Raw genomic sequence first — 24902 nt, forward strand, 5'->3', positions numbered from 1 at the left:
CATCGCTGCCAGAAGAGACCCCGCAAGGACTCCGCCGTCCACGTTTCTCTTTCTTCTGTCATACATGTCAAACAGCGCGCCCTGTCGGGCAAATTCTGCCTCGCCGAAGCGAGAGCCTCACACCCTTGGGAGGGTCCAGAGAACACCTTTCCGCCCGGCTTTTGACCGGCTGCCACTACGGACAGTGGAGAGGAGAGCTCCGGGGAAGCGCCGTCCCGCCATGCGGCGGCGCCCCGTCAGTGATGTGGCTTATAAGGGGGCCCCTCAGACCTGTCAACACCCTTGTTTTTGAGCCCGATACGATCTGTTGCCGGCTGTGGAAAACTCGGATGCCGCGACGCCGCTAGCGACGGAGAAATCGAATTAAATCAGCTTGTTATGGCCGCCCACAGGGGTTCCGACACCCCGTCGTTCTACCAGCGACCCCGCTTTGAAGCCACCAGGTCCGCCTCAAATTCCTTCGCCGAGATCGACAAATTCCGCGATCAGCCGGGCATCGGGGCGCTGGCGGCGGGCTGCAGGACGCGTCAGTTCCTGCACCAGCTGGTGCACCTGGACAGCGATCTCCGGCACCGCGGTCACCTCCCAGAAGGCTGGGCGCGACAAGGGGCCGAGGGCGTGCAGCCAGGTCGAGGCATGCCCGTAGCGGTCGAGCAGCGCTGTTCCGCGGGTCTCCAGCCCCAGCCCGAGCGGATCGGGCCGGATACGTCCCGCCTCCCGCAGCCCGTCGAACGGCGGCACGGCAAGGGCTGCGAAATCGGAGCGCGGGCCCGTGCAATTCACCACCCGTGCCACCTCGAGCGAGAGCGCGCGGCCGGAATGGCGCCGGCGCAGGGTCGCCGCGACCCCGCCCGGCACGAGGTCGAGGCTGGCGATCCGGCCGGCAACGACCGTGAGCTGGCCGGATTGCGTCAGCCCGCCGAAGGCCTCGGCAATGCGCGGCGCCATGCGGTGCCGGTGGATGTCCCAATAGGTTCGCCCATGGCGCAGGAAGCGCTCCCGCGCCTTGAGCGACCAGCCAGCCCAGACCGCAGCCAAGGCCGGGCGTGCGGCGTCCATCACCCGCTGCCACGGCACGCCGCGCGTTGCCGCCTGCCGGACAGCCGTGCGGATCAGGCGGAGCGCCTTTACCGGGTCGCCTGCCTCACCCGGATCGAGGAACGGCTCCACGCCGCCAAGCCTGCCGGGCACGTCCGCATGGACATGGGGGACCAGACCATGACGCGACACGCTCCAGATCGGCCCGCGATGACCGCGCGCCGCAAGCATCAGCGCCACGTCCACCATGGTGAGGCCCGAGCCGATGAGAAGCACGGGTGCATCCGGTGAGAGGCTGTCGATGTCCTGCCATCGCCAAGGGTCCGGCACGAACAGCGGGCTGTCATAGACGCCACCGTCGCGGGTCCGCGGCGGACGGGGCGGCATGTTTCCCGTGGCGAGCACCACATGGGTCCCGTCGATGCGTCGCCCGTCGGCCAGGGTGACGCTGGGCACCGGGCGATCGGAGACGCGCACCACCTCGCCGCGAACCCGGCGCAGACGACCGCTTCGGGCCGCCAGCGCCGTTTCCAGCCGTTCGGCGAGATAGGCGCCGAACAAGGCGCGCGGCACGAAGGCGCGGGCAAGATCGCCCCCGGCCTCCTCGATGGCGGCGGAAAGATCGGCGCCACTCCCCTTCAGCCACTGGGCAAAGCTCGGCTTGAGCCCCACCTCCATGCGCGCCACCGGGACATTGAGCAGGTGGAACGGATCGCACGCGCCGTAGGCAAGGCCCGGGCCCGCCTTCGCCTCCCGTTCCACCAGCACCACGTCGAGCCGGGCGGCAGCGGCGGCCAGCGCGAACAGGGTGCCGCTGAAGCCCCCGCCAACGACCACCACGGTGCCACGCGCATCTCGGCTCGGCTCTGCGCCTTGCGCTTCCCAGGCATTCAGCACGGCGTTGCTCCTCGCGAGGCGGTCCGATCAGGAGGCAGAGACGCGGCGCGCCTCGGGCACAATGGCATTGCCGATGATCTCGCCGAACGGGCCGCGATGATTGGTGACAACGCCTGGCGCACCGGTTCCGGATGCACGCGGCAGCAGCGGCAGCACGCTTTCACCGAAGCGATAGGCCTCCTCCAGGTGAGGATAACCCGAGAGCACGAAGGTATCGACGCCCACCGCCATGTATTCCTTGAGCCGCTCGGCCACGGTTTCGGGATCCCCCACGAGGGCGGTACCGGCACCGCCGCGCACAAGGCCGACGCCCGCCCAGAGGTTGGGCGCGACTTCCAGCTTGTCGCGCCGGCCGCCATGCAGCGCGCTCATCCGCCGCTGGCCTTCGGAATCCATGCGGGAGAAGACCTTCTGCGCCTCGGCGATGGTCGCGTCGTCGACATAGCGGATCAGGTCGTCCGCCGCCGCCCAGGCCTGAGCCTCCGTATCGCGGACGATCACATGGAGGCGCACGCCGAATGTCACCTCGCGGCCCAGCGCGGCAGCGCGGGCTCGGATGTCCCTGATCTTCTCCGCCACCTGCGCGGGGGGTTCGCCCCAGGTGAGATACTTCTGCACCTGCCGGGCCGCCACATCATGAGCGGGCGCGGAGGAGCCGCCGAAGAACAGCGGCGGATGGGGCTGCTGCACCGGCGGATAGAGCAGCTTGCCACCCTCCACCTTGAAGTGCTTGCCCTCGAAATTCACGTCCTCGCCCTTGAGAAGGCGGGTGTAGATGTCGAGGAACTCGGCCGTGATCTCGTAGCGCTCTGCATGGTCGGCGAAGAAGCCGTCGCCCTTGTTCTCCACCGGGTCGCCGCCGGTGACGACATTGATGAGGGCGCGGCCGCCGGAGATGCGATCGAGCGTCGCCGTCATGCGCGCGGCCACCGCCGGCGAGAGCAGGCCGGGGCGCACCGCCACCAGAAAGCGCAGGCGCTCCGTGAGGCCGGCAAGGGCGGAGGCCACAATCCAGCTGTCCTCGCAGCTGCGGCCGGTCGGGATGAGCACGCCGAAATAGCCGAGCTGGTCCGCCGCCTGGGCGATCTGCCGGAGATAGCCGAGGCTGACCTCGCGCGCCTTGTGCGACGTGCCGAGATAGTGGCCGTCCCCATGGGTGGGCAGGAACCACAGGACGTTGGGTTCAGTCGCGGCGGGCAGGCTCGGGTCGGCGGCAGGAATCGCGGCAGAGGACGACGCGGCGAGGGTCATGGACAGGCTCCGGATGGGGCCGGGAGCGTCGGGCCCACGCCCTCCGGCTTTAATTCAATAAACTTGATAGAATTTATTGACCCGCTTTGATCCGCCTGTCTATTGTTTTCTCCGATCCACCCCATCCGGATTGATCCGGAGGGGACGGAACGTGATGCCCCGAGGGGCAGAACCCGCGGGCCCGACCCTGTTCGCCCGCACGTTCGAAAAAGGCAGATCGATGAACGCGCACGTCTCCGCCGCACCGGGCCAGCCGGCCCAGATCGCCCCGGCTCCCGCCCCTTCCCCCGAAATTTCGGCCGCCTCCCTCGCCTTCCGGAGCGCCATGCGCAAGCTGGCCGGCGCCGTGAGCGTGCTCACTGTGGGCCAGGGCGACGAGCGCACCGGCCTCACCGCAACGTCCGTCACCTCCCTTTCGGTCGAGCCGCCGACGCTGCTCATATGCGTCAATCGCGCCACCTCGTCCGTCGCGCCTCTGCTGAAGGAGCGCGCCTTCGCCATCAATGTGCTGCGGCCGCATCACGAGCCGGTGGCCGACCGCTTCGCCGGCAAGGGCGGCCTCAAGGGCCCGGCCCGCTATGACGGCGCCGACTGGACCCGCCTCTCCACCGGCGCGCCGGTGCTCGCCGATGCCCTCGCCGCGTTCGACTGCGAGCTGGAAGACGCCATCGAGCGGCACTCCCACCTCATCGTCATCGGCCGGGTGGTGGCCTCCCGCATCACCGAGAGCGCCGAGCCGCTGCTCTACTGGGCCGGCAGCTATCGCGGCCTGTCCTTCTGATCCCCCAATTCCAAGGAACTTAAGACATGAGCACCGGCATCACGCGCCGCCATTTTGCTGCCCTTGCCTCCGGCCTTGCGGGCGCCATCGCCTTGGGGGCGGCTCCGGCCCGGGCGCAGGAGAAGGTGGTGCGCATCGGCTACCAGAAATACGGCACCCTCATCCTGCTGAAGAACAAGGGCCTGCTGGAGCCCCTGCTGAAGCCGCTGGGCTACAGCGTGAAATGGGCCGAGTTCCCGGCCGGCCCGCAGCTGCTGGAAGCGCTCAACGCCGGCGCAGTGGACTTCGGCAACACCGGCGAGGCCCCGCCCATCTTCGCGCAGGCGGCCGGCGCGCCCCTCGTCTATGTGGGCTACGAGCCCGCCGCCCCCCAGGGCGAAGCCATCCTCGTGCCCAAGGACAGCCCGCTCAAGACCGTCGCCGACCTCAAGGGCAAGACGGTGGCGCTGAACAAGGGCTCCAACGTCCATTATCTCCTCGTGAAGGCGCTGGAGAAGGCGGGCGTGCCCTATTCCGACATCAAGACCGCCTATCTCACCCCGGCCGACGCCCGCGCCGCCTTCGAGCGCGGGTCGGTGGATGCCTGGGCCATCTGGGACCCCTTCCAGGCGGCGGCGGAAAAGACCATCGACGCCCGCCAGCTCGCCGACGGCACCGGCATCGTCTCCAATTATCAGTTCTATCTCTCGACCCGATCCTTCGTGGATCAGGCGCCGCAGGTGGTGGACGCGCTGCTCAAGGGCGTTGCCGAGGTGGGCGCGTGGGTGAAGGCGAACCCCAAGGCGGCCGCCGCCGAGTTCTCGCCGCTCATCGGCATTCCCGCCCCCATCCTGGAGGTCGCCCTCGCCCGCCAGCAGTATGACGTGAAGCCGATCACCCCCGAGGTAGCGGCGGCGCAGCAGCAGGTGGCGGATGCCTTTCTTGCCCTCGGCCTGATCCCCAAGCCCATCCGCATCGCCGACGCCTTGCGCGCGCCGAAGTCGTGATGCGGACCTAAGGAGCCTGACATGAGCCCGCCCGCCCAGAGTGAGGCCGCCGTCCTTCCGGCGGCGGCCGCGTCCGTCGCCGCAGAGCCCGCGGAAGTCCGTCGCCTCGCCGGCGTCCGTGCAGCCGCGGTCGGCCGTGCTCTCCTGCCGTGGGCACTGCCCCTCACCGTCCTCGCTTTGTGGCAGGCGGCGGCGAGCCTCGGCTTCCTCTCCTCGCGGGTGCTGCCGGCGCCGAGCGACGTGGCGGTCGCCTTCTGGCGGACCCTCGGCGATGGCTCGCTCCTCGCCAATGTGGCGGTCTCGACCCGCCGGGCGCTGATCGGCCTCGCCATCGGCGGCTCGATCGGCTTTGCGCTGGGGGTGCTGAACGGCATCGTGCGGCCGGCCGAGACGGCATTCGATTCCACCATGCAGATGCTGCGCAACGTGCCGCATCTCGCCATCATCCCGCTGGTGATCCTGTGGTTCGGCATCGATGAGGAGGCGAAGATCTTCCTCGTCGCCATCGGCGTCGCCTTCCCGATCTACCTCAACACCTTCCACGGCATCCGCACGGTGGATCGCGGGCTGGTGGAGATGGCGCGGGTGTATGGCCTCTCCAGCACCGCCTTGTTCTGGCGCATCGTGCTGCCGGGGGCGCTGCCTTCCGTGCTGGTGGGGCTGCGCTATGCGCTGGGCATCATGTGGCTGACGCTGATCGTCGCCGAGACCATCTCCTCCACCGAGGGCATCGGCTACATGACCATGAACGCCCGCGAATTCCTACAGACCGACGTGGTGGTGCTGGGCGTGCTCGCCTACGCGCTCCTCGGCAAGCTCGCCGACAGCTTCACCCGCGCCATCGAGCGTCGGGCACTGGCCTGGCATCCCGCCTATCAGCACGGCGCGGAAGGAGCGGCCTGATGGAAATCTTCGCCGCGACAGACGCCGACATCGCCGCGAAGGTCCGCGCCGAAGAAATCCGCGCGACCTTCACGCCGCCCGAGCCGCGCCAGAGCACCCCGCGCTGGAAGGGCGAGCCCATCCATCTCTCCGCCGTCACCAAGAGCTTCGGCGCCCGCCCTGTGCTGCGCCGGCTGGATCTCGACGTTCCGGCCGGGCAGTTCCTCGCCGTGGTCGGCCGCTCCGGCGGGGGCAAGACCACTTTGATGCGCCTCATCTGCGGGCTCGATCTCGCCACCTCAGGCACCGTGCGGGTGGGCGATAGCCCGGTCACCGGGCTGATGCCGCAGGTGCGCCTGCTGTTTCAGGATGCGCGCCTCGCCCCGTGGCAGCGGGTGCTTGCCAACGTGGGCATCGCGCGCGGTCCCCACTGGCGCGAGGAGGCCCATGCGGCCTTGCGCGATGTGGGCCTCGCCGATCGCGGCCGCGACTGGCCGTCGGTTCTCTCCGGCGGGCAGAAGCAGCGCGTGTCGCTGGCCCGCGCCCTTGTCTCACGCCCCGGCGTGCTTTTGCTGGACGAGCCGTTCGGCGCCCTCGATGCCTTGACCCGCACTGAGATGCACCGCCTCACCGAGCGCATCTGGACCGAGCACGGCTTCACCGTAGTGCTCATAACCCATGATGTGGCCGAGGCGGTGGCGCTGGCGGATCGGGTCGTCGTGCTGCGGCAGGGCGAGATCGCCCTTGACGTGCCGGTGGACCTGCCCCGCCCGCGCAGCGGCATCGCCTCACCCGAGGCGCTCGACCTCCAGCGGCGCATCCTCGCCGCGGTCTGATCCCCCAAACAAAAAGGGCGCCCGGTGATGAGCCGGGCGCCCTTTTGTGTTGTCGGCGATCGCTTCAGCGCTGGAGGCCCCAGGCCCGCACCGTGCGCTGCTCGACGAGGCGGAACAGCACCTCCACCAGAAGGCCAATCAGGATCACCGTGACGAGGCCCGCGAACACCCGGTCGGTCAGCAGCTCATTGCGGTTACGATAGATGAACCAGCCGAGGCCGCCCGAGCGGGAGGAAACACCGAACACCAGCTCGGCCGCGATCAGCGTGCGCCACGCAAACGCCCACGCGATCTTCAGGCCCGACAAAAGCGAGGGGAGTGCTGCGGGAATGAGGATGAGCGCCACGTAGGCCGGCCCCTTCAGCCCGTAATTGCGACCGACGAGGCGCTGCGTCTCCGGCACCTGCTCGAACCCCGTCAGAGCCGCCAGCGCGAAGGGCCAGAGCACCGCATGCACCATCACCAGCAGGAGGCTCGCCTCGCCGAGGCCCAGCCACAGCATGGCGAGGGGCAGGAGGGCGATGGCCGGCAGTGGATTGAACATGGCCGTGAGGGTGAGCAGCACCTCCTTCACGAAAGGCACCGCGATGGCCACCGAGACGAAGACGAGGGCGAGCGCCAGCGCCAGTACATAGCCCTTCACCAGCACTGTGAGCGAGGCAACGGAGGCCGGGAACAGGTCTTCATGGCGCAGCGCCTCAACCAGCGCCGACATGGTGTCGGTGAAGGTGGGAAAGAGCAGCGGGCTGTTCTGCCACGTCGCCGCCACCTGCCACAGGATCGCGAGGCCCGCGAGCACCACCAGCCGGCGCACCAGGGTGAAGCGCCACAGCCCCGCAGGCGAGAAGGTCTGGCGGAGGGTGGAGCCCGGCGCGCCCGACAAGGAAACATCAGTCATGGCGCGCTCCATCGGCGAAGAGAAGATCGCTCACCTCCCGCACCACGCCCTCGAAGGCCGAGGAGCCGCGCTCGGCGAGCCCGAGGCCGGAGGTGTCGAAGCTGGCGATGGTCCGGCCGGGATGGGCCGCCAGAAGATGCAGCCGCGTGCCGATCAGCACGGCTTCGTCGATGGCGTGGGTGACGAAGACCAGCGTGAAGCCCTGCTCCTCGGCGAGGCGCAGCAGGTCCTCCTGAAGGGTCCGGCGGGTGAGGGCATCGAGGGCGGCGAACGGCTCGTCCATGAGCAAGACGTCCGGCTCGGCGGCGAGCGCGCGGGCGATGGCGGCGCGCTGCTTCATGCCGCCGGAGAGCGTATGCGGATAGGCATCGAAGGCGCGCGCAAGGCCCACCTTTGCAAGGGCCGCCCGTGCCCGCTCGCGGGCTTCCTTCAGCGGCACCTTGCGGGCGACGCGCAGCGGGAAGGCCACGTTGTCCGTGATGCTCTTCCACGGCAGCAACTGGTCGAATTCCTGGAACACCACGAGGCGGTCCGGTCCGGGACCGGTCACTTTATTGCCGCGCAGGCTCACCGTGCCGGCCGCGGGCTTCAGGAAGCCGGCCAGCGCCTTGAGGATCGAAGACTTGCCACAGCCGGAGGGGCCGAGCAGCACGAGGCGCTCGCGCGCGTGGACGGTGAAGCTCACATCCTCCACCGCCCGATGGCGACCGGCCTGCCCGACATAGTCGAGCGTCAGGCCACGCGCCTCCAGCACGGGCGGCGCGGTGTGGGTGAGGGGCGCCATGGCAGCGGAAGCGAGGGCGTGAATGGTCATCGCATCCCCCTCAGCTGCCCGACGCGGAATGCAGATCCTCGAAGGTGAAGTCCTTGAAGCTGGTCGGCTTCGCCTTGATGGCGCCGATGCGGTTCATGAAATCCGCGAACTTCAGCGTGCCCAGCGGCACCAGCGTATATTGCGTGTCCGGATCGCTCAGCACCTCGGCGACGAAGGCGGGATCGAGCTTCGACTTCTCGACCTTCACATAGATGTCCGCCGCCTCTTTCTTGTGCTGCTCAACCCATTTGGTTGCTTCCTCGAAGGCTTCGAGGAAGGCCTTGTAGGTCTTCGGATTGTCCTGCCGGAACTTGACGGTGGCATAGGCCACCGTGGGCGTCACCGGGCCGCCGAAGATCTCGTAGGAGGAGAAGACCTTGTGGATCTTCGGATCCTTCAGGGCGTGATTCTGGAAGGGAGCGTTGGAGAGATAGCCGGTGATCTCGGTGGAGCCGGAGAGAAGGGCCGCGGTGGCGTCCGGGTGCGGCAGCGTCACCATCAGCGCGTCGAGCTTCTTGGCATTGCCCGGCCCGAAGGTCTGCTCGGCCGCGAGTTGGAGGATGCGCGCCTGCACCGACACGCCAGCCACCGGCATGGCGATCTTGTCCTTCTCGGTGAAGTCCTTGATGGACTTCACGTTGGGATTGTTGGTGAGCAGGTAGTTAGGCTGCGCGCCGAAGGCGCCGACGATCTTCACCTCGTTGGAGGTGCCACGGGTCTTGTCCCACAGGGTCAGGAAGGGCCCGATGCCGGCGGAGGCGATATCGATGTTGCCGGCGAGCAGCGCATCGTTCACCGCCGAGCCGCCGGAGAGCTGGATCCAGTCCACCTTGATGTCGATGCCGAGCGCCTTGCCGTGCTTCTCGACCAGCCCCTGCTCCTTCATCACATGGAAGGGCGTGTAGAGCGTGCCGAACTGCTGGGCGATGCGCAGCACGCCCTCCGCGTGGGCGGGAGCGGTGGCCAAAACGGGCGCAAGGGCGAGAGCGGCGGCAAGGCCGAGGACGGCGCGACGGGTTTTCATCTCGAAGACCTCTCGAATGCTCAGGAAACGGCGGCGAGGCGCCGCTCCGCGCTGTGGGAGCCCACGGCGAATTCGTTGACGATGTTGTCGGACACCTTGCGGCGGCGCCCGTCGATGCCGAGTTCGGGGAACAGCAGCTCGGCCACCCGGTAGGCTTCTTCCAGGTGCGGATAGCCCGAGCCGATGAAGGTCTCGATGCCGATCTCCTGATACTCGCGAATGCGCGCGGCGACGCTCTTCGGGTCGCCCACCAGCGCGGTGCCGGCGCCGCGGCGCACGAGGCCGATGCCGGCCCACAGGTTCGGCGCGATCTCGAGCTTGTTGCGATCGCCCGGCTGGAGCGCGGCCATGCGCGCCTGGCCGACGGAATCCATCTCCACCTTGAAGCGCTTCTGCGCGTTCTCGATCTGCTCGTCGGAGATGCGGGAGATCAGCCGGTCGGCGGCGGCCCAGGCTTCCGCCTCGGTCTCGCGCACGATGAAGTGGATGCGCAGGCCGAACTTCAGCTTGCGGCCGCGCTTCGCGGCGCGGGTCTGAACGTCGGCGAGCTTGTCCTTCAGGATGTGGGGTGGCTCGCCCCAGGAGAGATAGGTGGTGACATGCTCGGCCGCGACCTCGTGGCCGGCCTCGGAAGAGCCGCCGAACCACAAGGGCGGGTGCGGCTTCTGCACCACCGGGAAATCGAGCCGGCCGTGGGCGACACGATAGTACTTGCCCTCGAAATCCACCGTCCTTCCGGCGACGAGATCGCGCCAGATGGTCAGGAACTCATGCGCCTGGGCGTAGCGCTCGTCATGCTCAAGGAAGATGCCGTCGGCGCCCAGCTCGGCGGGATGTCCGCCCACCACCACGTTGAGCAGCAGCCGTCCGTCGCTGAGGCGGTCGAGGGCCGCCGCTTGCCGCGCGGCAAAAGCCGGCGAGGTGACGCCCGGCCGTAGCGCCACGAGGAATTTCAGGCGCTCGGTGGCCGTGGCGAGGCCCGCGGCGGTGATCCAGCTGTCCTCGCAACTCTGCCCGGTGGGAAGCAGCACGCCCTTGAAGCCGAGTCGGTCCACCGCCTGCGCGACCTCGCGGAAATAGGCGAATTCCGGCGGCCGCTGCTGCGTCTCCGAGCCGAGATAGGAGCCATCCCCATGGGTGGGGATGAACCAGAACAGGTCCGGAGGGGTGGCAGATGACTGGGACGCGCTCATCGGGGACTCCGTTATTCCCCATTAAGGTTGCGTACATTATTCGATAATGTCAACGGATTTTATTGTATATATGGACAAACTCAATTTTCGGATGTGAATTCCAGCGTGCGCATGCGTCGTGGCGCCTCGAATGCGAACCGAAGGGCTCTTGGTCGCGATGCTTGATGCGCGACGTGCCGACGTGCATTTGCGTGCGATCCTGCCTAAATGGGGGCCGTTGAGCCTTCGCCCCAAGGAGCCGCGCGCCGCCCCATGATCCGCTTCCTGCTTCGCTTCACCGGATTCTGGCTGCTCGCGGGCGGCTTCGTCGCGCTCATCGTGGACGGCACACGCTCCATTGCGGCCTCCGGCCTCACCTTCACCTCGGCCGGGGATGCCTGGTTCGCCTTGGCGCCGGGCAGCCTGGAGCGGGCAGAGACTTCGGCCAAGACCGGGATTCCGGCGGTGTGGAACACCGTTCTGCTGCCCCTCCTCTCCATGCCGGCCTTCGCGCTGCTCCTGCTTGTCGGGCTGATCCTGATGGGCCTTGGCCGGGTGCGGGAGCGCTCGCGCTTCGAGATCGGCTGAGCGGCCTGGCCCGCCCCCCTCGCACAAGCGCGGCCGCGTCCCCATATTGGGGATCCAGCGGGTTTTCCCCTGCCCCACCCAACACCATGCCGTGGCCCCAGGGTCCGATGCCCTCCGGCCGCGAGACGAGGAGCCTGCCATGTTCTGGCTGAAGAAGTCCCTCGACCTGCCCACCGCCGCCGAGGCCCTGCCCGGCCGTGCCACCACCATTCCCACCGCCGAAGTTCACTACGTCAACGGCCATGCCTTGAAGGGCCCGTATCCGGAGGGCTTCGAGACCGCCGTGTTCGCTCTCGGCTGCTTCTGGGGCGCCGAGCGCAAGTTCTGGCAGCAGGACGGCGTGTGGGCGACGGCGGTCGGCTATGTCGCCGGCCATACGCCGAACCCGACCTATGAGGAGGTGTGCTCCGGCAGCACCGGCCACACCGAAGGGGTGCTGGTGGTGTACGACCCGGCCGTCGTCTCCTATGGCGACCTGCTCAAGCTGTTCTTCGAGAGCCACGACCCGACCCAGGGCATGCGGCAGGGCAATGATGTGGGAACGCAATACCGTTCCGGCATCTATGTCACGAGCCCCGAGCAGCGGGCGGAGGCGGAGGCGGCGAAGGCGGCCTATGGGCCGGCGCTGAAGGCGCGGGGCTTCCCCGCCATCACCACCGAGATCGCCGAACTCGGGCCGTTTTATTTCGCCGAGGGCTATCACCAGCAGTATCTCGCGAAGAACCCCGACGGCTATTGCGGCCTCGGCGGCACTGGCGTCTCCTGTCCCATCGGCACCGGCGTCGCCGCGCAGTAGGACAAACGCGAAGCGGCGCGGATGCGCCGGGCATCGTCCCGTTTGACGGCGCTGATGCGCCGGCCTTCGACAAATTGGCGGCGCTGATGCGCCGCCTTGCCAAATCGACACGCGGCGGGCTTGAGTGGGCGCCTCTCATCTGGTCCCCATCATGCCCGCTGCTCCGCCCCGTACCCTCCTCGCGCGCGACCACACCCTCCACCTGGGGCCGCGCACCCTCATCATGGGCATCCTCAATGTGACGCCCGATTCCTTTTCGGACGGCGGCCGCAGCGCCGCGCCGGAGGATGCGCTCTCAAATGCCCGGCGCCTCGTCGCCGAAGGCGCCGAAATTCTCGACGTGGGCGGCGAATCGACGCGCCCGGGCCATACGCCGGTGGCGGCAGAAGACGAATGGGCCCGCATCGCCCCGGTCATTCCCGCCCTCGTGGCGGAGATGGGGGTGCCGGTCTCGGTGGATACCTACAAGGCTGAGGTGGCCCGCCGCGCCCTGGAGGCAGGGGCGAGCATCGTCAACGACGTGTGGGGCTTCACCCGCGATCCCGACATGGCCAAGGTGGTGGCCGATCACGACGCCGCGGCGGTGGTGATGCACAATCGCGACGAGGTGGATGAGACCCTCGATATCGTCTCGGAGATGCTGGGCTTCTTCGAGCGGGTGCTGGAGATCGCCGACCGCGCGGGCGTGAAGCGCGAGAAGCTCGTGCTCGATCCCGGCATCGGCTTCGGCAAGAGCTTCCCGCAGAACCTCGCCGCGATCCGGCGCCTGCCGGAGCTGCGCGTGCTCGGCCTGCCGATCCTCCTCGGCACGTCGCGCAAGTCTCTGATCGGCAAGGTGATCCAGACGACGCCGCAGGAGCGGGTGCCGGGCACCATCGCCTCCAACGTCATCGCCATCATGGATGGGGTTGAGATCATCCGGGTCCACGACGTGGCGGCCCACGTGCAGGCCGCGCGCGTCGCCGAGGCGATCCGGGACGCATCATGACGATTGCCTATCTCTGCCTCGGCTCCAATGTCGGTGATCGCGAACAGACCATGGCGCAGGCGCTCGCCACCCTGTGCCGCGCCGGTCTCACCCTGCGCCGCAGTTCCTCCTATTACGAGACACCGCCCTGGGGGCCGGTGCCGCAGGGGCCTTATCTGAACCAGGTGGTGGAGGTGGACAGCCCCATCGGGGCGAGAAGCCTGCTCGCGCTGGGGCTGGAGGTGGAGCGCATGCTGGGGCGCGACCGCCCCAACGAGGTCCGCTTCGGACCGCGCCGCATCGACATCGACATTCTGCTGTTCGGCGATGAGACCGTGCGGGAGGAGGATCTGGAAATCCCCCATCCCCGCCTCATGGAACGCGCCTTCGCGCTCGTGCCGCTCACCGAGATCGCGCCCGACATCGTGGTCGGCGGCGTGCGTGCAGCGGAGGCGCTGGCGAAGCTGGACCAGAGCGGCATTACCCGCCACCCAGAAAACGTGCCCCACGCATGAAAATGCCCCGCGCCGTGAGACGCGGGGCCGGGGCGCGAGGCCCGTCCTTGCAGGAGCGTTCGGCTCACATGGTCCGGATGTTGGTGGACCAGGTATCGACCTGGCGCTTCACCTCGTCCTTCGCATAGCCGTAGCGTTCCTGCAGCTTGCCTTCGAGAACCTCGCGGTTCCCGTTGATCTCGGTGAGGTCGTCGTCGGTCAGCTTGCCCCACTGGGCCTTCAGATTGCCCGTGAACTGCTTCCAGTTGCCTTCGATGCGATCCCAATTCATCGGCTCGTCCTCCGTATGAGTGGAAAGATGCGACAAGAACGTTCACGCTTGAGCGGGAGTTCCGCTAAGTTTTGCGTAACGGGGGAGGATTGATGACGGCCGCGGTACATGACGACGAGAAGCTGGCCGCAGGCGTCGCGAAGGGGGAGAGGGCAGCGCTGGCCCGGGCCATCACCCTTGTGGAATCCCGCCGCTCGGATCATCGCCGCCGCGCCCAGACGCTGCTCCAGTCGCTGCTGCCGAGAACCGGCAACGCCTATCGCATCGGCATCACCGGCGTGCCGGGGGTGGGCAAGTCCACCACCATCGACGCGCTGGGCACCTACCTGACGGGGCTCGGCCACAAGGTGGCGGTGCTGGCGGTGGACCCCTCCTCCACCCGCACCGGCGGTTCCATCCTCGGCGACAAGACGCGCATGGCCCGCCTGTCGGTGGATCCCGCCGCCTTCATCCGCCCCTCCCCGTCCGGCGGCACACTGGGCGGCATCGCCGCCAAGACGCGCGAAACCATGCTTCTGTGCGAGGCCGCCGGCTTCGACGTGGTGCTGGTGGAAACGGTGGGCGTCGGCCAGTCGGAGACGGCGGTGGCCGATCTCACCGACACCTTCCTCGTGCTCATGCTGCCCGGCGCGGGCGACGAGTTGCAAGGCATCAAGAAGGGCGTCCTGGAACTGGCCGACATCGTCGCCGTGAACAAGGCCGACGGCGACAACATCAACCGCGCCCGGGCGGCCGCCGGTGAATACCGGGCCGCGCTGCACCTCCTCGGCGCACGGGAGGCCCACTGGTCGCCGCCCGTGCTCACCTATTCCGCGCTGACCGGCGACGGCATTCCGGGCGTGTGGGAACAGGTCATCCTGCACCGGCAGAAGTGCGAGGCGGCCGGCACCTTCGCCGCCACCCGCCGCGCCCAGCAGGTGCGCTGGATGTGGACGCTGCTGAACGAGCGCCTCGCCGAGAAGGTCGCCCACGATCCCGGCGTCAAGGCCCGGCTGCCGGCGCTGGAGCGGGAAGTCGCCGAGGGCGCTCTCTCCCCCGCCCTCGCGGCGGCCGAGATCGCCGGGCTCATCGGGCTTTAGGCGATGGACCGGCCGCTGCGCATCCTCATCTGCGCTTTCGGCCCGTTTCCGGGTGTACCGGTGAACCCCTCGCAACAGCTCGCGGCGGATCTCCTGCGCCTGCGCCGTCCGGCCCTCAGCGGCATCGAGATCGCGCTGGACATCCTGCCCACCCGATGGGATGCGCTGGCGCGGCTCGATGCCCGCCTCGCTGCGTTCGATCCGGACGCCGTGCTGCTCTTCGGCGTCGCGGCGCGCCGCCGCCGCGTGTCCATCGAGATGCTGGCCGTCAACGCCGCGCGCGCCGCCCCCGATGCCGCCCGGCGCCATCCCCCGGCACGCCGGCTTGCGGCTGACGGACCGTCTTTGCTGCGATCGCACGTCCCGGCCGGTCCGCTGGCCCACGCCCTGCGCCGGGCGGGCATCGCCGCCGTGCCCTCCCGCGATGCCGGGCGATATCTGTGCAATGCCAGCTATTTCCATGCCCTCGTCTGGGCGACGCGGCAGAGCGGACGCCCGCGGCCAGTGCTGTTCGTCCACCTGCCGCGGCGCGATGGCCGGCCGGCAGGAGTCTCGCGCCTGCGGATGGGGCAAGGCATGTCTCACATCCTCCTTGCCCTCGCCGCCGACGCGCGTCGTCCGGCCGATGCCTCTAAGTCGATGGGATAGCTACAGCTTTCGCCTTTGGATACGAACCGCTATAGGCTCGCCCATCCCCACGTACCGAAAGCCGGCCCGTGACGATCTACCTGCCCATCGCCGAGCTGCCCGTCGCCGTCTTCACGATCCTCGCGATGGGCCTTGCGGTGGGCTTCATCTCCGGCATGTTCGGCGTGGGCGGCGGCTTCCTGATGACGCCGCTGCTCATCTTCACCGGCGTCCCTCCGGCGGTCGCCGTGGCCAGCGTCTCGCCCTACATGGCGGCCTCGTCCCTGTCCGGTGCCCTGTCCTATTGGCGCAAGGGCATGGTGGATGGGACGCTCGCGTGGGTGCTGCTCTCCGGCGGCTTGGTCGGCACTCTCTCCGGCGTTCTGCTCTTCCTCTGGCTGCGCTCAATCGGGCAGGTGGACCTCGCCATCCGCCTCTCCTACATGCTTCTGCTCGGCGCCATCGGCTCCCTGATGCTGGTGGAGAGCGTGCGTGCCATCCTGCGGGAACGCTCCGGCGCCCCCCGCCCGGTGCGCCGTCCCGGCACCCGGCCCCTCTTCATGCGGCTGCCGCTGAAGATGCGCTTCCGCCGCTCGCGCATCTACATCTCGGCCCTGCCGGTCATCGCCATCGGCTATGTCATCGGCCTGCTCGGCGCGGTGCTGGGCGTCGGCGGCGGCTTCATCCTCGTGCCGGCGCTGATCTATCTGCTCAGGGTGCCGACCCAGACCTCGGTCGGCACCTCTCTTGTGCTCACCCTCGTCACCATGGCGGCCGCAACCGTGCTGCACGCCGTCGCCAACGGCACCGTGGATGCCGTGCTGGCGCTGGTGATGATGATCGGCGGCACCGTCGGCGCCCAGTTCGGCGCCCGGACGGGGCAGACGCTGAAGGCGGAAAACCTGCGGCTCCTCCTCGGCCTGCTGGTGCTGTCGGTGGCATTGCGCGTCGGTGCCGAGCTGGTGACGGCGCCGGGCGATACATTCGCCGTCACCATGGTGGAGACGGTGCGATGAGCACCGTCCGCCCCCGCGCCTGCGCGCGACCTTCTCCGCTCTCTCGGCCTATCCTCCTCACGCTTGCGCTGCTGGCGAGCCTCGCCGCCGCTCCGGCCCGCGCCGACCGGCTGGTGTTGTCGGTCTCGCAGCAGGAGGTGAGCATCTCCTCCAGCTTCACCGGCGCCGAACTTGTGGTGTTCGGCGTGGCCGAGGCCACCGATGGCGCCCCGATCGACGACGCGCCGGACGTGGTCGTGACCGTGCGCGGTCCGCGGGAGGATTTCACCACCTGGAGAAAGGCCCAGGTGCTCGGCCTGTGGATCAATACGGACAGCCGGACCTTCATCGGCGTGCCGGCCTTCCTCACCGTCCTGTCCAACCGGCCGACCGATGAGATGGCGAGCCTCGCCACCCTCCGGCGAGAACAGATCGGCCTTGCCCGCAACATCTTCGTCCAGCGCGTGGGCGGCGATTTTGCCGACGTGGTGCCCACCGACCCGTTCCGCGCCGCCTTCCTCCGGCTGCAATCGGCGCAGGGGCTTTATGAGGAGAAGCCCGCAGGCGTCACCTTCCTCGCCCCGCGCGTGTTCCGCGCCGAGGTCCGCATTCCGGGCGCAGCGCCCATCGGGCAGTACCAGATCGAGGTCAAGCTCGTCCGCAACGGGCTTATTACCGCTACGGAACAGGCCAGCTTCGACGTGCGGAAGATCGGCTTCGAGCAACGCGTAGCAGAGTTCGCCCTCAACGATGCGTTGCTATATGGACTGGCCGTTGCGCTAGGCAGTCTGATTGTCGGCTTCATCGCCAACATATTGTTCCGCAAGGAATGAGATGAGCAGAGAGGGCATCCGATGCGCTTCGGGATGCAACCCGCATCAAGATCAACAGACGGATGCGAGTACCAACGTCAAAAATCACGACTATTCGGACATTTTTTCCTTGAATCTGCTTTGATCCGCGTCCACACAGGGGCAACGGTCGATTGAATTAATATATTACCTTCCAAAGGGCATTTGCGGTTCCTAAGCGCAGCCCGGAGGGCCTCCTTCGGGTGCCAAGCCCTGACCGGCGCCCGTAGGGGACGGGGTGGCGCCCAGCGCGCCGCCCCGGAACCCCTTACCGTTGAGCGCGTCCCGCCAACGCTGCGGCGGTCCCCTCCCCCGGATCGCGCCCCGCCCGACGACGTTGCAATCGGATCGACCCGTGCTCTAGGAACGTCTCATCCACCGGCGATCGCCGGACGGTGAGGAGCCGCGCCCCGGAAGGAGCTCGGCGGGAGCAGGGAGACGACCTTGGCCGGTAGCATCGCCATCACCGTCGAGGGCGGCATCGCACGCCTCGCGCTGACCAATCCGGAGCGCCGCAACGCCATCTCCAGCACCATGTGGCGTGCACTCTCCGCCTTCGCCCAGGAGGCCGGCCGACGCACCGATATCCGCGTCGCCGTGCTCAAGGGGGCCGGCGATCTCGCCTTCTCCGGTGGTGCGGACATCTCCGATTTCGACAGCGCCCGTTCGGACGCCTCCGGCGCGCAGAGCTACGACGATCTGGTTGAGCAGGCCTGCTCCGCCATCGAAAACCTTGCCTTCCCGTCCGTCGCCCTCATCCGCGGGGCCTGCGTGGGCGCAGGGGCGGCGCTGGCGGCGAGCTGCGACATGCGCATCGCCGCCGATGATGCCTTCTTCGCCATTCCCGCCGCGCGCCTCGGCCTCGGCTACGATCCGCGCGGCCTCGGACGGGTGCTGCGCGCCTTCGGCAGCCAGGGGGCGCGGCAATTGTTCTTCACCGCTGATCGCCTTCCCGCCGAGCGGGCGTACGGGATCGGCGCGGTCGACCTCATCGCTCCGCCGGCCGAGGTGGAGGCGCTGGCCGAGCGCACGCTCCACCGCATTGCCGAGAACGCGCCGCTGACTCTCAAGGCCGCGAAGCTCGCCATCCGGGCGGCGGAGAGCGGCAGCCAGCCCCTGACCGGCGAGGCGAAGCGCGCCACCGCCCTCGCCAACGCCAGCGCCGATTATCGCGAGGGTCGCCTGGCCTTCGCCGAGAAGCGGGCGCCGCGGTTCAGCGGCAGCTGACCTAACAAGCGAGCACACCGGCCGGCGCGCGAGAGCCGGTCGGTGTGGTACATGGAGCGGCGCTGACCTAAACCGCTCAAGCGGGACGCGCCCAGAAGGCCGGTCGGGTCACTTTCCCTGGGCCTTGAGGCGCGTATTGCAGGCGCTCCAGTATTTCGGCCAGGTCTGGCCGGCGGGAATCTTCCCCGCAGCCTTCGCCGCGCGCCATTCGGCGCCGCAGGCTTCCTGACGCTGATGCTGCGCCGTCTTCGCGGGCGAGGGCTGCGCGCCCGGCTTGGCTGCCGTCCCCGCTCCTGTCGCAGCGGGAGCGGTCGCCGCCGGCTTGGCCGGCGTTGCGGCCGCTGGCGCAGTGGTCGCAGGTGCGGTGGCGGGCGCCGTCGTGGCGGGTGTGGTGGTCGCCGCGGGCGCGGCGGGCTTGGTCGTGGTGGGGGCCGTGGTGCTCTGCGCAAAGGCAGGCACGGCGAAGGCGGCAACGAACGTCAAGGCGAGGATGGCAGTACGTGCACGCATGGTGCAGGCCTCCAAAGGGGCCGCGCGAAGCGGCGCGGCACACGGTCCGGTTCCGGACGCATGGTCAGCACGCCACGCGACCACGGCGAAATCGCGGCGCAAACGATTGATGACGCAACGGAATTTAGGCGCTCCGCACAGCTTTCGGCGGACCCGTGCGCCGGGCGGATCCATCCTGCGATCCGACCCGTCGCCCGTGGCCGGCATTCACACGCCGATCCGTGGACATGCGCGCCCCACGCCTATATGGTCCGCCGCCGCGTTGGGGCGTAGCCAAGTGGTAAGGCAGGGGATTTTGATTCCCCCATTCCCTGGTTCGAATCCAGGCGCCCCAGCCACTTTCCAGTTTCTTTTATATCTCAATGACTTATAAAGGGCTGCGCCCCTCGTTCTAGTACATCATTCTAGTACAATTCACGCAGGTTTACGGGCAATAGGTGGGGCGCCTTGCGTCTCTGAGCACACGCGCGTCTGCCATTGAGTCGGAGCCATCGTGCGCGCGACTATCAATCGGACCAAAAAACAGGGGCGCGGATCGCCCCGCCCAGCGCAAACGCGCCACGCGAGGGGTCCACGCCCCGGTTTCGAGTTTCGTTTCACCTAGACGAGGAAACAGGGAAACGGAGGCGCGCCCCCCAAATTCCCCTGCTGAAGGGAGCTACGCTCTCCCTCAGCACCCCAATGGCCCCTCAATAGTCGTCGGTGCTGGCCTGCTCCTCCTCGATCGTATCCAGATCGTCCCCGACGCCCTCCTCCCTGAGACGCCGCGCCTTGGCAAAGCAGTCCTTCAGATCCTCGCGGCTGATGAGCTTCCGCTCCACGGCGGTGGCGAGATGCTTGCTCACGGTGCCCTTCGCCAATCCGAGATGCACGGCGACCTCCGACTGACTGACGAACCGCAGCGACCTCACGCAGTGCAGGGCCGCGTTGTCGGCATCCAGATCGACCTCTTCGTCGATCTCCCATCCGGCCTCCGTCAGCGACCACAGACGAGGAAGCAGCTGCTCACCCTTCTTCTGCCTGAACTTCCCGAAGTGCGGGGAGAAGCAGGCAGCGCCCATCCGCTCGATCTTCGGCTTCCGCAACTCCAGCACGACCTCGAAGGTGACTTCGATGGAGGCGCTACCACGCAGAGCGTTCCCATCCTTCCGCGCGTGGTGGATGAGGATTGTGGTGAGCCCCGCCTGCTTCGTCTGCAACAGGAACCGCTGGATTTTCTTGAACGCGTGCGCAGCGTTCTCATCCTCCAACTGCTCGCTGAGCGTGGTGAAGTTGTCGAGGATCAGCACCTCGGCGCCAAGCGTATCGCAAGCACGAAGGATGCTGTTGCGGCCCTCCTCGGTTGTGAGGTCGAAGAAGACCGCATCGCGTAGTTGGGCTTGACGGCTGAAGAAGACGAGGTTGGTGTCCAAGAGGTCCGGCGCACCAAGCGTCACGGCGCCGGTGGTCTTCAGCATGTCGACTCGGTCGCGGACATCCTGAAGGTGCATCTCCCCATCGATATAGACCACCTTGCTCGGCTTCTCGGCACTCCATCCGCCGACGCTGCCGCCCGTCGCCATGGCCATCGCCATGCTCAGGCTCAACATGGTCTTCCCAACACCGGAAGCTGCCCAGATCAGGGCCGTCTCTCCTTCCCGAAGCCAAGGGTCGACGACGAACCGACGCGGCGGGAACGACTTGAGCAGAAGGGCGCCCGCCGTGATTGCCTCCAGACCGGCAATCTTTCCCAAGTGCAAGGGTGGCGGCGGGGACGGCAGACACCAAGGTACGAGAGCAGTGCAAGAGACGTTGATGGGGATTGGAGCAGTTTGGTTATCGAGCATGGGGGTTCACCTGCGCACGGTGTCGGGCTGCCCATGTGCTGGCAAATCCGCTACGTGCGCCGTTTGGGTTGACGGGGGCCGCGAGCGATCGCGCGCGATGCTGGGCAGTAGGGTCGACAAAATCTCCGATTGTGCCCAGCCAGCAGCACACGCGATGCGCACGTCTGGCAGTAGGAGGCAAAAAACCCGTCCGCCCGCGCAGCCCGCCCATGCCGTCGCTCAACCCATGGCGGCGCCCTGTCCCTGAACAATCCGGTAGACACTCCCCCGGCCGATCCCGACAGCCGCAGCGATCTCCGTGGGCGTCTTCCCTTCGCGGTGGAGCCGCAGCACCTCTTCCGACTTCGCCCGCGCGGTGGGCTTGCGACCGAGATACTTCCCCTCGGCCTTCGCCTTGGCGATGCCTTCCCTCTGCCGCTCCAGCATCATCTCACGCTCGAACTGCGCGAAGCCCGCAAAGATGGTGAGGATCAGGCGCCCCGTCGCGCTCTTGGTGTCCACCACCTCGCCACCGAGGTTCAGCACCCGCAGACCCACCCCCTTCGCGTCGAGGTCGCGGACGATCTCCCACAGGTGGATGGTGGAGCGCGCAAGCCTGTCGATCTTGGTGATGACGAGGGTGTCACCCTCGCGCACGAACTCCAGCGCCTGCTTCAGCCTCTCCCGGTCCCCGACTGAAGACACATGCTCGGCAAACACCTTGCCGCAACCCGCCGCATCGAGGTCGCGTCGCTGGGCCTCAAGCCCGGCCTCCTGTTCGGTGGTGGAGGTCCGCGCGTAACCGACCAACATCCCCATGTGCCCTGTCTCCCGACCCCAAGTGTCTAAAAGGTCTAGAGATGAGAGTCAGAACCGTCCAAAATGTCAACCCCACTCTATCGGACGCAATCGCGACCGTCACCGGACGCGTCCGCATGGGCAGGGTCTAATGGACGGAGCACGGCCTTTGCCATGCTGCGCGGTACCGCAGGTTTCCTGCCCTAATAATCTGGCTAGCATTGGGGGAGGCCAAGGGGGACATGGTGGATCTGCTGCGAAAGACTATCCGTCCGCAAAACCGAATGAGATTTTCAATCTTAACCTCAATCGAACACGCTAGTCAGTAGAAACATCGCAGGCATTCAATGCCACCAGCCCCTGTTAGCAAGACTTACTGCCCTACGGCGCAAATCATTATGCCCGGCAACAACACGGCGAAAGCCCCTCTCATTTCTTCGGCTTCATCTGAGGACGAGCAGCCTCTGCAGCTTCACTCTCCGACCTGAGGTCGGAAATCAGCAACTCTAGCTCGGAGATATGTGCTGCGAACTCGTGTGGTGCAGGCACAGCGACGGTATCAGCCGCCGGATTATCGTGACTATATGTGTTCGCGCGGGTCATTCCCTCATGGAAGCGGATGGCAAGGGGATCCGAAAGACGAACATAGCGTAACAGCTGAGTCTGTATCACGTCGGTTCCACGCCGCACGACGTCCTTGAATATCACTTCCTCAACGACTCGTTCGTAGGTGTCCCGCAATCGCCCATAGAGGTTTTTGACGGCGTACTCATAATCGGCTGGGCTCGTCGCCTGAAGCTTCGCCAAAGGCGCGGCATCGTTCCTTATCCGCGCGATGCGCTTGGCGACGGTCAACCCCTTCCACACCATCCCGGCGGCATCGATTTTGCCGGCAGCCGCTTTGTCACTGAACAAGGCAACAGTGACCGGCTCGATGCCAGCGGCGTCGGCTGTCCGGCAAAGTTCATTGAAGAAGATGATGTCGTGGGTGAACACGATGACCTGTCGCTTCTTCGCCTCCTCGGCGATCCGTTCGGCCACTTTGGCGCTTCGTTCGCGGTCGAGGGAGGAAACAGGATCGTCGATTACGATTGGTCCCGAACCCTCGGTCAGAGCGACTTCGGTTAAGAATCCGGCGAGAGCTAAGGCTCGCTGTTCACCCTCGCTCAGGATCTCTGACGTCACTTTCGTCAGTTTCGTCTTAGGATCGATCTCGAATTCCGCCTTGGTCTGACCGCTCTTGCGTGCCAAGCCTACATTGAGGTGCATAATATCAAAGTGAGCTCGCTCGACATCAAAGCGCGTGACGACCGCAGTCGTCAGATGTTTATCTAACAGCTCGTTGGCCTGCCTCGTGATACCTGTAGTTTGAACGTCAGATAGCGCTTTCAAATAAGCTGCGTCAGTCACGATCAAATCACGACGAGTAAAAAGCTTCGATTTGTTTGCGGCGAGCGTCTTGCGGTCTTCGAGCTCCGCCTTTTCCGCAGACAGCCTGGCTCTCTCCTCGGAATGACCCACCTGCTCAAGTCCATCCCTCTCTGCCTTCAGCTTGAGGGCGAAAGCCTTCAGCTCCGCGCTCGGCACAATGATTGCGGGAACCGGATCGATCCCATCGCCGCTCAACCGCGCCAACGCTGCTGCTCTCCGCCTCGCAGCAGAGACTTGAAGAGCCAAGAGCGCGTCAGCCAAGTTCTCGTCACGCTTTCGCACCTGTTGGAGTCGGTCAGAGAAATCGTCGGCCCCTAGGAGTGCAAGTTTGCAAACCCCAGCAGATGCATCGGCCACCGCCCGCTCTGCTGTTCTCGCTGCCGCGTCGAGCGTGTCGTCCATGAACCTCTGAAAACGCTTCATGCGGCTGGTGCCATCCGGCAGAAGTGGCTGCTGGCACAACACGCATGCAGCTGCACCATCGTCCGCCTCCAACACCGGAAACACCTGGTCGGGGTAGGCTTCCGCAATGGAGTAGTCGCGCGCAGCAGCCCAGAGCGTCCGCCACGTCTCGCTGCCGACACCTGCCAGCGGTTCGTCCGTGAACAATTCTCCAGCAGCAATCGTAGCTGCTTGGCGCGCTGCGACCGAAGCAGCACGAAGCATCAAGAGATGCTCTAACGCGACGTCGGATAGCGTCGAGGTTACGCTCTCGCATTCAAGAGCAAGGGAATCAATCCATTTGCAGAGTACATTGACATCGGCCGCAGCCGCAACACCTGCAGACAAGGAAGTAGAAATGTGGTCGAGGCGCTCTTTGTCTGCCACGCCGAACACGGTCGCCGCTTCGATCTGGGCATCGGTCGTCGACCCGCTCAAAGCCTTATTGAAATGCTGCGCTGCCGTTTCTCGTTGAGGCGCGAATGCGATCTCCGTGAGGCTGATCTTGTTGCCGACTGCCGTCGCGCGTTCAGCATCCAATATGTCTTTCAAACGGATGCAAACGGCATTGAGGCGGTGAGGTAGGGCTAGGCCGAATGGAAGAAACCGGATCTGGTTTCCACCATCAACGTAGAGCTGGGCGGATGCCGTGTCGAAGACTGAAACTTGCATGAGCTGCGGCGACGCGATCGTACCGGGCGTCCATGGGATAGCTGTGTCGCCCTTGCCTGCGTCGATTACGATGTCAGCCGACTGCGGGCCAGTAGTTCCTCCATAGACGTCCGCGAGAACCTTTAATTTACTCGGATTCTCGACGCGTGTTCTACAAGCTGTCCGCAATATACGAACGAATCCGCTCTTACCGCTTCCATTCCGGCCATAAACAATGGTTAGTGCTTTTGGACAGAACCCTAGAGACGCTTGGGATACCAACCGATTCACGTTTTTGACGTTGACAATCGCCTTGAGAATGATGGGTTCATGTGACCCACCCCCAAAATGAGACTTGGTGAACGGGACGGGCTTGGGAGGCTCGGCTGGGAGCTGAAATCCGGCAGCGGCTTTAACCTGAGCAAGCAGTTCGCTGATGTCGGCTTCGGTAAGTTCGTTACTGATTGCCAAACGTCTCAGAGCGTCCTGCTTCCAAGACGAAAGCTTCTTCGACCACTCTACGATGTCGTCGATCGGCTCCCCAGCCATTTCGTCCCCCAACAGAGAAAGGTAGTCGGTTCTGCGATGGGGATCAGTCGCTTAGACACGACCCATCTCGACCGCCACGTCCCAGCTTACCGGGTGTTCGCGGTCGCGTGTAGAGTTTATTAGGAGGCTTTCGCCATCGGGAGTTGAGCACCTAATGGTCAGGCACTGAACATCAGCCAAGCTCGTCTCGTGGCCGCTCGAACGACAGCGATGATTGCGTGA

The 24902-nt window shown here is 66.5% G+C and carries 24 protein-coding genes and 1 tRNA gene; 14 read left to right on the forward strand and 11 right to left on the reverse strand.

The annotated features are described in order from the left end of the window. Positions 1-450: 450 nt before the first annotated feature. Both ACT535_RS17845 and ssuD (ACT535_RS17850) read right to left on the reverse strand, forming a co-directional pair. Complete coding sequence (locus ACT535_RS17845) at positions 451-1935, reverse strand: FAD/NAD(P)-binding protein (RefSeq protein ID WP_476365462.1); 1485 nt, start codon at positions 1933-1935, stop codon at positions 451-453. A 27-nt stretch (positions 1936-1962) separates the two neighbouring features. Continuing rightward, the gene (ssuD, locus tag ACT535_RS17850; RefSeq protein ID WP_476365463.1) at positions 1963-3186 is read right to left on the reverse strand and encodes an FMNH2-dependent alkanesulfonate monooxygenase; all 1224 of its coding nucleotides are present in this window, start codon (positions 3184-3186) and stop codon (positions 1963-1965) included. Positions 3187-3406: 220 nt separating this feature from the next. On the opposite strand from ssuD (ACT535_RS17850), the gene ACT535_RS17855 reads away from it, so the two are divergent. The 4 genes from ACT535_RS17855 to ACT535_RS17870 are packed head-to-tail and all read left to right on the forward strand — an operon-like array spanning position 3407 to position 6671. After that, positions 3407-3967 carry a flavin reductase family protein gene (locus ACT535_RS17855; protein WP_476365464.1) on the forward strand — a complete coding sequence of 187 codons (561 nt, stop codon included), beginning with the start codon at positions 3407-3409 and terminating at the stop codon, positions 3965-3967. A gap of 26 nt (positions 3968-3993) precedes the next feature. Continuing rightward, the gene (locus tag ACT535_RS17860) at positions 3994-4953 is read left to right on the forward strand and encodes a sulfonate ABC transporter substrate-binding protein (RefSeq protein ID WP_476365465.1); all 960 of its coding nucleotides are present in this window, start codon (positions 3994-3996) and stop codon (positions 4951-4953) included. 21 nt (positions 4954-4974) lie between these two features. Continuing rightward, positions 4975-5856: an aliphatic sulfonate ABC transporter permease SsuC gene (ssuC, locus tag ACT535_RS17865; protein WP_476365466.1), complete on the forward strand. Its 882-nt coding sequence runs from the start codon at positions 4975-4977 to the stop codon at positions 5854-5856. Continuing rightward, the gene (locus ACT535_RS17870; RefSeq protein ID WP_476365467.1) at positions 5856-6671 is read left to right on the forward strand and encodes an ATP-binding cassette domain-containing protein; all 816 of its coding nucleotides are present in this window, start codon (positions 5856-5858) and stop codon (positions 6669-6671) included. The genes ssuC and ACT535_RS17870 overlap by 1 nt, the downstream gene beginning before the upstream one ends. Before the next feature lie 64 nt (positions 6672-6735). Here ACT535_RS17870 and ACT535_RS17875 read toward each other — a convergent pair whose 3' ends face one another. The 4 genes from ACT535_RS17875 to ssuD (ACT535_RS17890) are packed head-to-tail and all read right to left on the reverse strand — an operon-like array spanning position 6736 to position 10600. Continuing rightward, the gene (locus tag ACT535_RS17875; RefSeq protein ID WP_476365468.1) at positions 6736-7569 is read right to left on the reverse strand and encodes an ABC transporter permease; all 834 of its coding nucleotides are present in this window, start codon (positions 7567-7569) and stop codon (positions 6736-6738) included. Then, positions 7562-8383, reverse strand: a complete 822-nt coding sequence (locus ACT535_RS17880; protein ID WP_476365469.1) for an ABC transporter ATP-binding protein — start codon at positions 8381-8383, stop codon at positions 7562-7564. The genes ACT535_RS17875 and ACT535_RS17880 overlap by 8 nt, the downstream gene beginning before the upstream one ends. Before the next feature lie 10 nt (positions 8384-8393). Beyond that, on the reverse strand, positions 8394-9407 hold the full coding sequence (locus ACT535_RS17885) for an ABC transporter substrate-binding protein (protein ID WP_476365470.1): 1014 nt from the start codon (positions 9405-9407) through the stop codon (positions 8394-8396). A gap of 20 nt (positions 9408-9427) precedes the next feature. Beyond that, on the reverse strand, positions 9428-10600 hold the full coding sequence (gene ssuD / locus ACT535_RS17890) for an FMNH2-dependent alkanesulfonate monooxygenase (protein ID WP_476365471.1): 1173 nt from the start codon (positions 10598-10600) through the stop codon (positions 9428-9430). 252 nt (positions 10601-10852) lie between these two features. Here ssuD (ACT535_RS17890) and ACT535_RS17895 point away from each other — a divergent pair, with 252 nt between their 5' ends. The 4 genes from ACT535_RS17895 to folK all read left to right on the forward strand — a co-directional run bounded on the left by ACT535_RS17895 (position 10853) and on the right by folK (position 13445). Then, complete coding sequence (locus ACT535_RS17895; protein ID WP_476365472.1) at positions 10853-11167, forward strand: hypothetical protein; 315 nt, start codon at positions 10853-10855, stop codon at positions 11165-11167. A gap of 139 nt (positions 11168-11306) precedes the next feature. After that, positions 11307-11963, forward strand: a complete 657-nt coding sequence (gene msrA / locus ACT535_RS17900) for a peptide-methionine (S)-S-oxide reductase MsrA (protein WP_476365473.1) — start codon at positions 11307-11309, stop codon at positions 11961-11963. Positions 11964-12114: 151 nt separating this feature from the next. Further along, positions 12115-12951 (forward strand): dihydropteroate synthase, encoded by an 837-nt coding sequence (gene folP / locus ACT535_RS17905; protein WP_476365474.1) that lies wholly within the window; start codon positions 12115-12117, stop codon positions 12949-12951. Beyond that, the gene (gene folK / locus ACT535_RS17910) at positions 12948-13445 is read left to right on the forward strand and encodes a 2-amino-4-hydroxy-6-hydroxymethyldihydropteridine diphosphokinase (protein WP_476365475.1); all 498 of its coding nucleotides are present in this window, start codon (positions 12948-12950) and stop codon (positions 13443-13445) included. The genes folP and folK overlap by 4 nt, the downstream gene beginning before the upstream one ends. A gap of 64 nt (positions 13446-13509) precedes the next feature. On the opposite strand, the gene ACT535_RS17915 is transcribed toward folK, so the two are convergent. Beyond that, entirely contained in the window at positions 13510-13716 is a 207-nt protein-coding gene (locus tag ACT535_RS17915) for a CsbD family protein (protein ID WP_168457651.1), read from the reverse strand. 92 nt (positions 13717-13808) lie between these two features. On the opposite strand from ACT535_RS17915, the gene meaB reads away from it, so the two are divergent. The 5 genes from meaB to ACT535_RS17940 all read left to right on the forward strand — a co-directional run bounded on the left by meaB (position 13809) and on the right by ACT535_RS17940 (position 18495). Then, on the forward strand, positions 13809-14795 hold the full coding sequence (meaB, locus tag ACT535_RS17920) for a methylmalonyl Co-A mutase-associated GTPase MeaB (RefSeq protein WP_168457650.1): 987 nt from the start codon (positions 13809-13811) through the stop codon (positions 14793-14795). A 3-nt stretch (positions 14796-14798) separates the two neighbouring features. Further along, complete coding sequence (locus ACT535_RS17925; RefSeq protein WP_476365476.1) at positions 14799-15443, forward strand: pyroglutamyl-peptidase I; 645 nt, start codon at positions 14799-14801, stop codon at positions 15441-15443. 68 nt (positions 15444-15511) lie between these two features. Next, positions 15512-16438, forward strand: coding sequence for a sulfite exporter TauE/SafE family protein (locus ACT535_RS17930; RefSeq protein WP_476365477.1), 927 nt, complete (start codon positions 15512-15514; stop codon positions 16436-16438). Further along, complete coding sequence (locus ACT535_RS17935) at positions 16435-17250, forward strand: TIGR02186 family protein (protein WP_476365478.1); 816 nt, start codon at positions 16435-16437, stop codon at positions 17248-17250. Before ACT535_RS17930 ends, ACT535_RS17935 begins: the two co-directional genes overlap by 4 nt. A 462-nt stretch (positions 17251-17712) precedes the next feature. Beyond that, entirely contained in the window at positions 17713-18495 is a 783-nt protein-coding gene (locus tag ACT535_RS17940) for an enoyl-CoA hydratase-related protein (protein ID WP_476365479.1), read from the forward strand. A 108-nt stretch (positions 18496-18603) separates the two neighbouring features. On the opposite strand, the gene ACT535_RS17945 is transcribed toward ACT535_RS17940, so the two are convergent. Further along, on the reverse strand, positions 18604-19005 hold the full coding sequence (locus ACT535_RS17945) for a hypothetical protein (RefSeq protein WP_476365480.1): 402 nt from the start codon (positions 19003-19005) through the stop codon (positions 18604-18606). A 263-nt stretch (positions 19006-19268) separates the two neighbouring features. Here ACT535_RS17945 and ACT535_RS17950 point away from each other — a divergent pair. Beyond that, positions 19269-19343, forward strand: a tRNA-Gln gene (locus ACT535_RS17950). 351 nt (positions 19344-19694) lie between these two features. Here ACT535_RS17950 and ACT535_RS17955 read toward each other — a convergent pair. The 3 genes from ACT535_RS17955 to ACT535_RS17965 form a co-directional block, all read right to left on the reverse strand. Beyond that, a complete protein-coding gene (locus ACT535_RS17955) occupies positions 19695-20831 on the reverse strand; it encodes an AAA family ATPase (protein ID WP_476365481.1) in 1137 nt (378 codons plus the stop codon). Positions 20832-21050: 219 nt separating this feature from the next. Further along, positions 21051-21629, reverse strand: coding sequence for a recombinase family protein (locus tag ACT535_RS17960; protein ID WP_476365482.1), 579 nt, complete (start codon positions 21627-21629; stop codon positions 21051-21053). 408 nt (positions 21630-22037) lie between these two features. Then, the gene (locus ACT535_RS17965) at positions 22038-24680 is read right to left on the reverse strand and encodes an AAA family ATPase (RefSeq protein WP_476365483.1); all 2643 of its coding nucleotides are present in this window, start codon (positions 24678-24680) and stop codon (positions 22038-22040) included. Positions 24681-24902: the final 222 nt, after the last annotated feature.

The sequence above is a fragment of the Xanthobacter sp. DMC12 genome (assembly GCF_056314105.1).